Below are 13584 nucleotides of genomic sequence, written 5' to 3' on the forward strand. Positions count from 1 at the left end.
TACCGCCCGGTGATCTTCCCGGCAACGCCGCTGGCGCGGGCGGCGTCACCCACCGTTGAACGCCTGGGCCACTGCTCCGCCATCATGAGAACCGGATCACTGAAGAGCGCGACGGTCACAGCGGAGAGGTTCGGATGAAGGCAACGCTGATTTACGGGGCCGGTGACGTCCGGGTGGAGACAGTGCCGGACCCGGAACTCCGCGAGCCCACCGACGCGGTGGTCCGCGTGCTCTGTGCGTGCATCTGCGGCAGCGACCTGTGGCCGTACGGGAGCATGCCCGCGCGGGGTCGCGGCGACCGGATCGGCCACGAGTTCCTCGGCGTGGTGGAAGAGACCGGCGCCGAGGTCGCCGGGCTCTCGACGGGGGACGTGGTGGTCGCGCCCTTCGTGTGGGCGGACAACACCTGCGACTTCTGCCGGGAGGGGTTGCAGACCTCGTGCCGCCGCGGCGGGTTCTGGGGCGAGGCGGGCAGCGACGGCGGCCAAGGCGAGGCCGTGCGGGTGCCGCAGGCCGAGGGCACGCTGGTCAAGCTGCCTGTCGGCGAGGACTCCGCGCTGCTGCCGTCCCTGCTGACGCTGTCCGACGTGCTGCCCACCGGTCACCACTGCGCGGTGACCGCCGGGGTGAGCCCGCGCACCACGGTCGCGGTGATCGGGGACGGGGCGGTCGGGCTCTCGGCGGTGCTGGCGGCACGGCGGCTCGGGGCGGAGCAGGTCATCCTGCTGGGCAGGCACACCGAGCGCACCGACCTCGGCCGCGAGTTCGGGGCCACCGACGTGGTGGCCGAGCGCGGTCAGGAGGGGGTCGAGCGCGTCCGGGAGTTGACCGGCGGGGACGGCGTGCACGCGGTCCTGGAGTGCGTCGGTCTCAAACCCGCGATCGAGACCGCGTTCGGCATCGTCCGCGACGGCGGAACCATCAGCCGGGTCGGGGTGCCGCAATACCCGGATGTGCCCGCGGACGCGGGCTCGTTCATGCGCAACATCACCCTCACCGGCGGTGTCGCCCCCGCCCGCGCCTACATCGACGAGCTGCTGCCGGATATCATCGAGGGCCGGATCGACCCCGGCCAGGTGTTCGACCGGACGATCGGCTTGGACGAGGTCCCCGCGGGCTATCGCGCGATGGCCGAGCGCGCGGCAATCAAGGTCCTCGTCCGGCCATGACCGGAGACCTCCTTACCCGCGCTTGGGCATCATCGCCCAGAGCACCAGGTAGAGAACGAACTGTGGTCCCGGCAGCACGCAGGACACCAAGAAGAACAGGCGCATTCGGCTGACGGGCCAGTTGTAGCGGTTGGCGAGGCCCGCGCACACCCCCGCGATCATCTTCTGGCTCTGCGGCCTGGTCAAGGCTGTCATTGGGCGCACCATTCACGAGTCGGGGATGGGGCTTCGCACTGTGGGGATACCCTGGGGGCCGGTGGATGAACCATGGGGGCATTCGCCGAGACCGCCTTGCCGCGCCCTGATCAGCGCGGCGGCCTGCCTGCCCGCGCGGACGGTAACGCGGCTGGCCGTTCCGCTGACTCTGTCGGTGACTCGAAGTGAAGGGCAGGCAGAGTGAAGATCGACGTGTTCAACGAGATCCAGAACCGCGGGTGGGCGTCGGAGGGGGAGCGGTTCAGCCAGGCGATCGAGCAGGCCAGGCTGGCCGACGAGCTGGGTTACGGCTGCTGGTGGCAGGTCGAGCACCACGGCGCGGGGGAGTTCAGCCTCTCGTCGGCGCCGGAGCTGTTCCTGGCCGCGCTCTCGCAGGTGACGTCGCGGATCAGGCTGGGGCACGCGGCGGTGCTTGCTCCCTCGCGGTTCAACCACGCCGTGCGCGTGGCCGAGCGGGCGGCGACCCTGGACCACCTCAGCGGTGGGCGCGTGGAGCTGGGCATGACCCGCTCGACGGTCCCGGAGTGGCGGCTGTTCAACATCGACCCCGACGACGTGCGCGGGCAGACCCGGGAGGCGTTCGAGCTGGTCCCCCGGCTGTGGACCGAGGACAAGGTGAGCCACACGAGCGACACCTACCAGCTGTCCGAGGTGACGATCACCCCCAAGCCGGTGCAGCGCCCGCACCCGCCGCTGTGGCAGGCGGCGGCGAGCCCGGCGTCCTTCGAGGAAGCCGGACGGCGTGGCGTCGGCGTGCTCGGCACGACGTTCTGGGAGTCGCTCGAGCGGGTCGAGCGGATGGTGCGCCTCTACCGCGACGCCGCGGCGGCCTGCACCGACCCGGTCGGCGCGGTCGTGAACAACCAGGTCGGCTTCTTCACCTTCGTGCACTGCGCCGAGACCGACGAGGAGGCCATGCGCAACGGCGCCGCGGCCGCGGCGGCCTGGTACACGGTGACGGCGCTGAACTTCTTCGAGGCGAGCAAGGACTTCGTCCGCCTGCTGGCCCGGCAGCAGGAGCTGATGGCCGACCCGGCGGGCGGCGGCCTGGCCGGTGAGTTCCTCCGCGCCGAGGCCACGGCCGGACCGACGCCGGGGCAGCTGCTCATCGGCCGCATCATCAACGGCGAGGACGTGCCGGACGAGGAGATCTTCGACATCCTCAGCGCCCAGCAGTCGCTGATCGTCGGCTCTCCGGAGACCTGCCGCGAGAAGCTGCGCGCCTACGCCGACCTGGGCATCGACCGGCTCATGTGCCTGCACCAGATCGGCGGGCTGACCCACGAGCAGGTGATGACCAGCATCCGGCTGACCGGCGACCTGATCCCGGAGTTCGACCGCTCGTAGCCGCAGGGGTGGTCGTGGAGCCGCCGCCGGTCGGACCGGCGGCGGCGACAGGTCCGTCGCGCCTGGGAATGCCGTCGAAAAAGTTAAGCGGGAGTCGTGCCGGGTTGGCTGTTGAGAGCGCTCCCAGTTCTGCGCTACGGTCCGAGTGCTGCTCAGGACCAACTTGTCGGCGACCGACGGGGGATGCGCATGCGCACGCGACGCAAGGCTGCCTTGGGCGGGGCGCTGCTCGCCGCGCTCCTGGTCGTTACCGGGTGCGTGTCGGGCGGCTCCGACCACGGGGCGCACTCCGGCGACGGGGCCCAGACCGACCACGGGGCCCACTCGGGTCACGGGGACTACGCGGCGGGCTCGGGCACCGGAGGCGGTTCACCGATGGCGGACATGCCCGCCCCGTCCGGCGCGGGCCGCGACATCAACCCGCAGCCGGGGTCGGCGCTGCGCGAGGGCGGCGAACTGCGCCTGGCCGTCGACGCGCTGCCGTCGAACTTCAACCCCAAGCACGTCGACGGCGCCCAGCCGGTCACCCAGCAGATCGCCGAGGCCATCCTGCCCAGCGCGTTCGTCGACGGCCCCGACGGCGTTCCCGTGCCCAACAAGGACTTCTTCGACCGGATCGAGCTGGAGTCCACCTCCCCGCAGGTCGTGCGCTACACGATCGCCCCGGCCGCGGTGTGGACCAACGGCAGGGTGATGACCTGGGAGGACCTGCGCGCGCACTGGGCGGCGCTCAACGGGTCCGACGCGGGCTTCGAGACCACCGGCCGCGTCGGCTACGAGGACGTGGCCAGTGTCGAGCGCGGCGCGACCGACAAGGAGGCCGTGGTCACCTTCCGCGAGCCGTTCGCGGACTGGCCCGCGTTGTTCGGGCCGCTGGTGCCGCTGGAGCTGACCCAGAGCCCGGACGCGTTCAACAGCGCCTGGGCGCACGGGCCGACGACCTCCGCAGGCCCCTTCGAAATCGATCTGATCAACGCCACGGAGCAGACGATTGTCGTGCGCCGCAACGACAACTGGTGGAAGATCCGTCCACCGCTCGACAGCATCACCTTCCGCGTCGTCCCCCCGGCGGCGCGCGCGGACGAGTTGGCGGGCGGCGGCATCGACCTGTTCCCCATCGGCGGGGACGCGGAGCTGCTGACCCGGGCCAAGGCCATCCCCGACGCGCAGGTGCGCCAGGCGTCCGAGCGACGGGTGGGCCAGCTGACGTTCAACGGCGCCAAGGGCGCCCCGCTGTCCGACCAGCGCCTGCGCGCCGCGATCGCCCAGGCGGTCGACCCGCAGGCGATCACCGACGCCGTGGTGGGCCCGATCGTGCCGGGCGCGAAGGCGGTCGGCAACCACGTCCTGCCACCCGGGCACGCGGGCTACAAGGACAACGCCCCGACCCTGCCGCACGACCCGAACGCCGCCCGCGCGGCGCTGGACGCGCTGGGCTGGAAGCCGGACGGCGCCGTGCGGGTGAAGGGCGGCAAGCGGCTGAGCCTGCGGCTGGTCGTGGCGGCGACACCGGCCGGGCAGACCGTGGGGGACCTCGTGGCCAGGCAACTCCTGGCCGTCGGCGTGGAGGCGAAGACCGAGGCGGTGCCCACGGAACGCGTCCACGACACCCACCTGGCCTCGGGCGCCTTCGACCTCATCGCCTTCGAGCGGACCACTTCGCCATACCCCCTCTCCCACGACCGGCAGGCGTTCGAGAAGCCGACGGGCGCCAACTTCGGCCGCGTGGTCATCCCCGGGGCGACCGCCATCTACGACCGCGCGACAGCCGAGCTGGACCCCGCCCAGCGAACCGGGCTGGCCGACCAGATCGACGTGCTGGCCTGGAAACACGCCCACCACCTACCCCTGTACCCGGGCGTCGGGGTCTACGCGGTACGCGCCAACCTGGCCAACTTCGGCGCCCCCGGCCTCGCCTCCCTCGGGTTCGCGACGGCAGGCTTCCTGAAGTGACCCGCAGCGATCCCGACCACCGGCGCCGGTCGCCGAGAGCGCACCGCCGGTGAGTTGGTCGAGGTCGTCGCGCGCGACTTGGCGAAGCGGGGCCTGAAGGTCGTGCCTTGAACCCCGTTCGGCCGCTATCGGTGGTCCGGGAGGGTGGCTTACTGTTCGGCTCAGGGCGAGGAAAGCCACGGGTGGCGCCATCGGCGCGCCGACGGCGGTGATCCAGTCATACCGCGGGCAATTCGCCTGCTGACGCGGACTTCCAGGAGGAGCGATGCGCGGTCGGGTTCGGGCGTGGGCCGCGGTGGCCGTGGCGGGGTTGAGCTTCTTCGGGGCGGGCGCGCTTCCCGCGTCCGCGTTCGGGGCGGAGACGTTCGGGTGCAGGATCGCGCCGGGGACGGTGTTCGAGTGGAACGAATTCTGCACCAACAGCCGTGGCGCCAGCGAGTACAACGTCGGGTTCGCCGTGCTCAACACCAGCGGCACGGGTTACACGTACTCGTGGTCGATCAGCGGCGCGTACCGGTACGTCATCACCGGCTGCACCAGCACCTCCCATGACTGCGCGGTGGCGGTGGGCCGCAGCGGGCAGTCCATCACCACGACGGTCACCTACTCGCAGAACGGCCACTCGGCGACGAAGACCGCCTACGCGACCATCGAGCCCTGGTGCGGGAGCCAGCCGTGCTGACCTCCCGGTGCCGGTTCCCGGACCTGTGCTCACCGCCTCGGGTGTTGGCCACGATCCCTCGGTGAGGGCCTGCGACTGAGGCGCGGGCCGAAGACCGGGGACCGCCACCGGGATCTGGTGGCGGCCTCCGGTGTGCGGCTCACTCAGCTGTGGTCCACGAGGCACGTCGCCGGGAGGTAGCCGGACCAGCCGCGCGGGTACCTCGGGTCGAGGTCCATGACCTGGACCATGACCCAGCTGGTGGCGCCGGTGACGCCGCACGCCTTGTACACCGAGCCCGTCACCTGCTTCCGGCACGCCCTGAGCTCGCCTTCGATCACATCGGCCATGTCGACGGAGGCCGCGTCGGGCCGGGAGCGCAGCTTGAGCGGGGCGAGCGCCTTGACCCACGAGCCGGTGCAGGTGGCGGCGGCCTGCGTGGAGGGCGGCGCGGCCCCCGGCGCGGCACCCGGCGCGGCGGAGGCGCCGCTGCCGAACACGGTCGCGGCGGCCAGGAAACCCATACCCACGGCGATCGAAACAGCTTTCTTCATTCGTGACCTCTCATGGCGCGAACCAGCTTCTGTCAACCCGGCCGGTCTTCTCGCCTCGTCCGGGTTTCGGTCGTTGGACCGGAGCCAGGATGTGCGCCCGAGCGTGTGAACCGCTTGCGAGGTTTCTGCAAAGCGCAGGTGGCGACTGGTGTCACCCGGACGACGTAGTAACACCGCCGACAAGCTGAGCGATTATTTATATCCGGCGTCCGACAAGGGATTACCGCGTTGCTGCATCTGCCTCAAATAGCTGCCGGAGGGGGCGCGGGACCTTGTGGGCCCGTCGAACCCTGCGGTACGAACGGTGGGTCCCAGGCTGTACTGGGCCCTGCCATCCAGGAGACGACGTTGCGCAGACAACGCCTGTCCGCCATCTTTGCCGCCTTCGCCGTGATGGCGTCCGTCGTCGCCGGGGTCCCGGCGGACGCGGCCCCGCCGACGCCCAGTGCCGCCGCGAGCACGCCTCTCGGTCCGCGGGCGACGCAGCCGAGGACCGATCCGCCCGCGGTGGCGGCGGAATCCGCGGGGCCCGCGAAGTACGCCTACGACGCCAACGGGCGCCTCGTCGCCGTCACCGCGGCCGACGGGTCCATCGCCCGGTACGCCTACGACCCGGTGGGCAACGTGACCGCCGTCGAGCGGTTGGGCGATCCCGCCGTCGCCGTGCTGTCCGCGGTGCCTGCCCGGGTCCGCCCGGGGGACAGGCTCACCCTGACCGGCAAGGGTTTCGCCGCCACCCCGGCGGGGAACACGGTCAAGATCAACGGGACGGACGCCGCCGTCACCACCGCCACCGCCGAGCGGCTCACCATCACCGTCGGGGCCGCCAGCACCAGCGGCCCGGTGACGGTGGCGACCGCGGCGGGCACCGCCGCCCTCCCCGGGGTCACCGTCATCCGCGACGACCAGCCGGTCATCACCGGCTTCGCGCCCGCGGTGGTCGCGCCGGGAGCGTCCCTGACGCTCACCGTCGGCAACACCGACCCCGAACTGGCCAACAACCTCGTCCGGGTCAACGGCCTCCTGGCGGGCGTGACCGCCCGGACCGCCACCACGCTCACGGTCACCGTGCCGCCCATGGCGAGTACCGGGCCGGTCACCCTCAGCACCCCGGCGGGCACCGCCACCAGCGCGACCCCCGTCGCCGTCCCCCCGGCGGGCGTGAACCCGTCCGATGTGGACACGGTCGGGCCGATCCCGGTGGGCGCGGCCACCGCCGTCCCCGTGGCCGCGGGCAAGTACGCCATCCGCTACTTCGCCGCGGCCGACAACGACCGCTTCGCCGCGTCCCTGACCGGCGGCACCTTCGGCTCCTGCGGCCTGGCGGCCCGCCTGTACGACGAGCGCAACCGCCAGTCGAGCGCGAACACCTGCGCGGGCGCGGCCGCGTGGGTCGAGACCGGCCCGGTGAGCGGCCCCGGCACGCGGGCGATCGTCCTGCGCAACACCACCGCGGCGGCGGGCACGACATCGGTGACCGTGCACCTGGTCCCGGTCGACCTCGACGCGGGCCCGATCGACCTGGACGGCACCGCGAAGCCGGTCACCATCACCAACCCGGGGCAGAGCGCCTACGTCTCCTTCTCCGGAACCGCCGACCAGCGGGTCATCATCAAGACGAGCGGCGCGTCGTCGTCCTTCGGCTGTTGTTACCTGAATTGGTGGTTGGCGGCCCCGGACGGGACGCGGGTCGGCAGCGCCCAGAACCCGAACGCGACCCTCGACACCACCACGCTTCCCCAGACCGGCACGTACCGGATCTGGATGAACCCCGACGGCGGCGGCATCGGGTCGATGACCTTCGCCGCGTGGAGCGTCCCCGCCGACGTCAACGCGGGCGTCCAGGCGCTGGACGGCACCCCGACGGTCGTGACCATCGCCAACCCGGGCAGCAACGCCTTCACCACCTTCGAAGGCACTCAGAACCAGCGGGTGATCGTCCAGTCGAGTGCGGCGTCGTCGTCGTTCGGCTGTTGCTATCTGAGTTGGTGGTTGGCGGCCCCGGATGGGACGCGGGTCGGCAGCGCCCAGAACCCCAACGCCACGTTGGACACCATCACGCTCCCGCAGACCGGCACGTACCGGCTGATCGTCAACCCGGACGCGATCCTGACCGGCAGCATGACCTTCCGCGCGTGGAGCGTCCCTGCCGACGCCAACGCGGGTGTCCAGGCGTTGGACGGCACTCCGAGGGTCGTGACCATCGCGAACCCGGGCAGCGCCGCCTTCACCACGTTCGAGGGCACTCAGAGCCAGCGGGTGATCGTCCAGTCGAGTGCGGCGTCGTCGTCGTTCGGCTGTTGCTATCTGAATTGGTGGCTCGCGGCCCCGGACGGATCGCGGGTCGGCAGTGCTCAGAACCCGAACACGACCCTCGACACCATCACGCTTCCGCAAACCGGGACGTACCGGCTGATCGTCAACCCGGACGCGGTCCTCACCGGCAGCATGACCTTCCGCGCGTGGACCGTTCCCGCCGACGTGGACGCGGGCGCGCAGGCGTTGGACGGCACCCCGACGGTCGTCACCGTGGCCAACCCGGGCAGCAACGCCTTCACGACCTTCCAGGGGACGACCGGCCAGCGGGTCATCATCCAGTCGAGCGCGGCCTCGTCGTCCTTCGGTTGCTGTTACTTGGATTGGTGGCTGGCGGCTCCCAATGGTGCGCGGGTCGGCAGTGTCCAGAACCCGAACGCGACCATGGACACGATCGCCCTTCCCCAGGACGGGGTCTACCGGCTGATCGTCAACCCGGACGCGGTCCTCACCGGCAGCATGACGTTGCGGGCCTGGACCGTTCCCGCGGACCTGGACGCGGGCGCGCAAGCGCTCGACGGAACGCCGCTGGTCGTCGCCATCGCCGATCCCGGCCGCAGCGCTTCCACGACGTTCGAGGGCGTCACGGGCCAGCGGGTCATCATCCAGTCGAGCGCGGCCTCGTCGTCCTTCGGTTGCTGTTACCTGGATTGGTGGCTGGCCGCCCCCAATGGGACTCGGGTCGGCGCCGTGCAGAACCCGAACGCGACTCTCGACACGATCACCCTCCCCCAGGACGGCACCTACCGGATCAACGTCAACCCGGACGCGGTCCTCACCGGCAGCATGACGCTGCGGGCCTGGGACGTCCCGGCGGACCTCGACGCCGGGCCGCTCCCGCTGACCGCCACGGCCAAGACGATCACCGTCGGCCAGCCGGGTCGGAACGCGTTCGCGGGCTTCAGCGGCACGGCGGGCCAGCGCGTCCGCGTCCAGTCGTCGGCCACGTCGCCCGCGTTCGGCTGCTGCGCCCTCTCCTGGCAGGTCAACGGCCCGGACGGCAACCGCGTCGGCAGCGCCGCCCGGCCCAACGCCACCGTGGAGGTCACGCTCCCGACCACTGGCGCGTACCGGCTGCTGTTCAACCCGGATCTCGCCCTGGTCGGCTCCAGCACCTACACCGCGAGCATCGTCGGCACGGCCGCCGTCACCGCCGCAGCCCCGAAACCCGCCGCCGCAAAACCCGCAGGCGCCAAGCCGCAGGCCGCGCCCCCGTCCCTCGACGCCGAGGCGCGCGTCCTGGAAGGCCACAAGCCCGCCAGGGTGACCGCCCCGGCACAGCGCGACGAACGGGTCACCACCGATCTCTCCGCCCCCCACGCGGCGACCCCCACCGCGGGGACGGACCCCGCGGACTGGACCCCCGACGGCGGCAACCTCGACGGCCGGGACTGGCTGACCCGCCGCGCCGCGCCGAACCGCGTCGCCGACCGCACCGCCCCGGCGGGGACCACCGCCGTCAGCGGCCACGTCCGCGACCTGCACGGCCGCCCGCTCGCGGGCATCCCGGTCCGGATGGACTCGGTGCGCGCCACCACTGACGCCAAGGGCCGCTTCCTCCTGTCCGACGTCCGCCCCAACGCCACCACGGTCATCGTCGACGGCTACGCGCACAAGGGCCGCTACGGCACCTTCCGCATCCACGCCAAGGTCGTCGCGGGCGCCACCACGCCCCTGGAGGCCACGGTCTGGCTGCCCAAGCTGGACCGCTCAAGCGTGCGGCGCATCGACGCCCCCACCGCCCGCGAGGTCGTGCTGAGCACCCCGGCCGTCCCCGGCCTCGAAGTGCGGCTGCCCGCGGGCACGGTCGTGCGCGACCTCGACGGCAACGTCGTGCGGGAGCTGGGCATCACCGCCATCCCGCTCGACCGCGCCCCCTACCCGCTGCCGCGCAACGGGATCGTCCCGGTGTACTTCACCGTGCAGCCCGGCGGCGCGGTGGTCTTCCCCGAGGGCGCCAGCGTCGTCTACCCGAACTACACCGGCCTGCCCGCCGGTTCCGAAGTGGACTTCTGGAACTACGACCCGGCCAAGGGCTGGCACATCTACGGCAAGGGCCGGGTCGACGCCGACGGGACCCGGGTCGTGCCCGACGCGGGCACCCGGCTGTGGTCGCTCGACGGGTCGATGTTCAACACGCCCGGCAACCCGAAGCCGGACAAGCCGTGGTGGCAGGACCTGCTGGACAAGCTCTCCGGCGACCCCGTCGACCTGTCCACCGGCCTGCTCACCGACACCCACACCGACCTCGGCCTCGCCGACGTCATGCCGATCGCGCTCAACCGGCAGTACTGGCAGGGCGACAACCACGACCGCGAGTTCGGCCTCAACTCCGGCGCCGACTTCAACATGTTCCTGGCCTCGGAGAGCCAGTACCAGGAAGTCGACGTCTACACCCCGGGCGGCGGCCGCGCCCACTACGTGCGCACCTCGCCGGGCAACGGCTACAGCGACGCGGTGTTCGCCGCGGCGGGCTCGCCGGGGCGGTTCACCGGCTCCACCATCGCCCAGGTCGACGGCGACTGGGTGCTGTCCATGCGCGACGGCACCAAGTACTTCTTCCCCTGGTACGCCCGGGTCCGCGCCATGGAGGACCGCAACGGCAACCGGGTCACCTTCCTGCGCACGGGCGGCGCCAACGGCGAGGTCGCCCAGATCGTCTCGCCCAACGGCCGCTGGATCGCCTTCGACCACGACGGTTCCGCCCGCGTGACCCGCGCCTACGACAACATCGGCCGCGAAGTCCGCTACACCTACGACGACGCGGGCCGCCTGGCCACCGTCACCGACGTCGCGGGCGGGGTCACCACCTACACCTACGACAGCGCCGACCGCATCACCCGCATCACCGACGCCCGCGGCGTGGCCTACCTGGACGTCAGCTACGACGGCAACGGCCGCGTCGCCCGGCAGGACCTCGCCGACGGCGGCAGCTACCACTTCGCCTACACCCTGGACGAGGCCGGGCAGATCACCGAGACCCGGGTGACCCAGCCCAACGGCGCGGTCCGGCGGGTGGCGTTCGACGCCAACCGGATGGTGGTCAGCGACACCCAGGCGCACGGCACCGCCCTGGCCAGGGCCACCACCTTCGTGCGCGGGCAGGACAACCGCATCGACGCCGTCGTGGACCCGTACGGGCGGCGCACCGAGTACACCTACGACGCGGCGGGCAGGCCCACCACGCTTACCGAGCTGGCGGGCGCGGCGGGCTCCCACGTCGCGGCGCAGATCAGCTACGGGCCGTTCGACCAGCCGCTGACCATGACCGACGCCGCGGGCAAGACGACCACGAACACCTTCGACGCCAAGGGCAACCTGCTCACCTCGACCGACCCGGCGGGCCGCCGGACCACGTTCACCCGGACCAGCGCCGGGCAGGTGGCCACGGAGACGACACCGACCGGCGGGGTGACCTCCCACACCTATGAGGCCGGATTGCCGGTCTCGGTGACGGACCCGCTGAACCGGACCTCCACGACCTTCTTCGACGCCGCGGGCAGGCCGGTGAGCGTGACCGACCCGGCGGGGGCGGTCACGCTCACCAAGTACAACGCGCTGAATCTGCCGGTCAGCACGACCGACGCGCTCGGCGGCACCCAGTTGCTGGCCTACGACGGCAACGGCAACCCGACCTCCTTCACCGATGCCCGCGGCAAGGTCACCAGCTACGCCCACGACCAGGCCGACCGCCGCACCGGCACCACCGATCCGCGCGGCAAGACCGCCACCGCCACCTACGATCCCGCCGGGCGCACCACCGCGACGGTGTCCAAGGCGGGGAAGCGCATCGAGTACACCTACAACTCCCTCGACCTCGTCACCAAGGTCCGGTTCGGCGTCACCGGCCCGACCGCGCAGGAGTCGGAGGTCACCTACGCCTATGACAGCACCGACCGGCTGTCCGCCCTGACCGACTCCGCGGGCGGATCGCTGTCCTTCACCTACGACGACCGCGACCGGGTACTCACCGAGACTCGGCCCACCGGAACCGTCGGCTACAGCTACGACGCCGCCGACCGCCAGATCGGGACCACGGTGCCGGGACTGGCCGCCACCGGCTACGCCTACGACGACTCCGGCACCCTGACCGGGGTGAGCAGGGGCGCTGACGCGGTGGCGATCACCCGGGACGCCGCGGGGCGGCCGACCACGCTGGCCCTGCCGGGCGGCTGGACCCAGACCCGGACCTACGACGCCGCCGGGCAGCTGACCAGGATCGCCTACGCCCAGGCGGGAACCGCCAAGGGCGAGATCACCTACACCTATGACGCCGCCGGGCGCGTGTCGTCGGTGGGCGGCAGCCTGGCCGCGGTGCGGTTGCCCGCGGCCCGTGCCGGGCTGGTCTACGACGACGCCAACCGCCTGGTCACCGCGGGATCGACCGCGGTGACCCACGACGACGACGGCAACCTGCTCAGCGACGGCGGCACGACCTACACCTGGAACGCCAGGGGCAGGTTGACCGCGTCGGCAGGCACCGGTCCGTCGGCCACCTACACCTACGACGCGCTCGGCGAGCGCACGAGCCGCACCGTCGGGTCGACCACGACCGCGTTCCTCTACGACAAGGGCAACGTCGTCGCCGAGCAAGACGGCGCGGGCACGCTCACCGCGTCGCTGCTCAGCACCGACGTGGACCAGTGGGCGGCCCGCACCGCGGCCGGGGTCACCGACACCGTGCTCACCGACGCGCAGGGCAGCGTCATCGGCCTCGGCCGGGCCGACGGCACCATCGCCGCGACCCAGTCCTACGACCCGTTCGGCCTGCCCGCGGCGACCGGCGATCCGCGCGGCTCGGACCTGTCCTACACCGGCAGGCAGGACGACGGCACCGGCCTGCTCCAGTACCGGCAGCGGTACTACAGCCCGGCGTTGCAGCGGTTCATCTCCGAGGACCCGATCGGCATGGCGGGTGGCACCAACCTCTACGCCTACGTCGAGAACTCGCCCGCCAACTTCGTCGACCCGACCGGTGAGAACCCGCTCCTGATCGGCTGCCTGGCGGGCGCCGCGTCCGGTGCGGGCGGGTCGGCGATAAGCGACCTGCTCAGCGGTCGCAAGATCGACTGGGGCTCGGCGGCGGGCGCCGCCGCGCTCGGGTGCCTCGGCGGGGCCGGGTTGGGCGCGCTGGGCAAGCTGCTGGCCGCCAGCAAGTTCCTCAAGAACGGCAACAACTTCATCCGGATCGGCAAGCCGCATCCCCTCGCCAATTTCCGCGTGTCCATCGGCCCGGCGCCCAAGCACTACGCCAAGATGGGCCCGATCGGCAAGGCCGTGTCCCCGGTCCACATCCACATCGAGGCACGCAAGATCGGCATAGACTTCAACTGGTTCGGCAAAGGCTACTGGAAGACGTGGTGAGCGC

At 71.8% G+C, this 13584-nt stretch carries 7 protein-coding genes; 5 read left to right on the forward strand and 2 right to left on the reverse strand.

All coding sequences use genetic code 11. From position 1 onward, the window contains the following. The first annotated feature begins 134 nt into the window (after positions 1-134). Entirely contained in the window at positions 135-1169 is a 1035-nt protein-coding gene (locus ACTG9Q_RS14795) for a zinc-binding dehydrogenase (RefSeq protein ID WP_455573332.1), read from the forward strand. 12 nt (positions 1170-1181) lie between these two features. Here the strand turns inward: ACTG9Q_RS14795 and ACTG9Q_RS14800 are convergent, their stop codons facing one another. Beyond that, positions 1182-1364, reverse strand: a complete 183-nt coding sequence (locus ACTG9Q_RS14800; protein ID WP_455573333.1) for a PspC domain-containing protein — start codon at positions 1362-1364, stop codon at positions 1182-1184. 201 nt (positions 1365-1565) lie between these two features. Between ACTG9Q_RS14800 and ACTG9Q_RS14805 the strand changes: the two genes are divergently transcribed. The 3 genes from ACTG9Q_RS14805 (at position 1566) to ACTG9Q_RS14815 (ending at position 5367) form a co-directional block, all read left to right on the forward strand. Then, positions 1566-2732 carry an LLM class flavin-dependent oxidoreductase gene (locus tag ACTG9Q_RS14805; RefSeq protein WP_455573334.1) on the forward strand — a complete coding sequence of 389 codons (1167 nt, stop codon included), beginning with the start codon at positions 1566-1568 and terminating at the stop codon, positions 2730-2732. Between the two features lie 189 nt (positions 2733-2921). After that, positions 2922-4685 (forward strand): ABC transporter family substrate-binding protein, encoded by a 1764-nt coding sequence (locus ACTG9Q_RS14810; protein WP_455573335.1) that lies wholly within the window; start codon positions 2922-2924, stop codon positions 4683-4685. 265 nt (positions 4686-4950) lie between these two features. Then, entirely contained in the window at positions 4951-5367 is a 417-nt protein-coding gene (locus ACTG9Q_RS14815; protein WP_455573336.1) for a hypothetical protein, read from the forward strand. Positions 5368-5510: 143 nt separating this feature from the next. Here the strand turns inward: ACTG9Q_RS14815 and ACTG9Q_RS14820 are convergent, their stop codons facing one another. Beyond that, positions 5511-5900 (reverse strand): hypothetical protein, encoded by a 390-nt coding sequence (locus tag ACTG9Q_RS14820; RefSeq protein WP_455573337.1) that lies wholly within the window; start codon positions 5898-5900, stop codon positions 5511-5513. Between the two features lie 348 nt (positions 5901-6248). On the opposite strand from ACTG9Q_RS14820, the gene ACTG9Q_RS14825 reads away from it, so the two are divergent. Then, complete coding sequence (locus ACTG9Q_RS14825) at positions 6249-13580, forward strand: RHS repeat-associated core domain-containing protein (RefSeq protein WP_455573338.1); 7332 nt, start codon at positions 6249-6251, stop codon at positions 13578-13580. Positions 13581-13584 lie beyond the last annotated feature (4 nt).

It is taken from the genome of Actinokineospora lacus (assembly GCF_053813445.1).

Coding starts and splice junctions, on each gene's coding strand:
- ACTG9Q_RS14795 (WP_455573332.1), top strand. CDS start 135: ATGAAGGCAACGCTGATTTACGGGGCCGGTGACGTCCGGGTGGAGACA.
- ACTG9Q_RS14800 (WP_455573333.1), bottom strand. CDS start 1,364: ATGACAGCCTTGACCAGGCCGCAGAGCCAGAAGATGATCGCGGGGGTG.
- ACTG9Q_RS14810 (WP_455573335.1), top strand. CDS start 2,922: ATGCGCACGCGACGCAAGGCTGCCTTGGGCGGGGCGCTGCTCGCCGCG.
- ACTG9Q_RS14815 (WP_455573336.1), top strand. CDS start 4,951: ATGCGCGGTCGGGTTCGGGCGTGGGCCGCGGTGGCCGTGGCGGGGTTG.
- ACTG9Q_RS14820 (WP_455573337.1), bottom strand. CDS start 5,900: ATGAAGAAAGCTGTTTCGATCGCCGTGGGTATGGGTTTCCTGGCCGCC.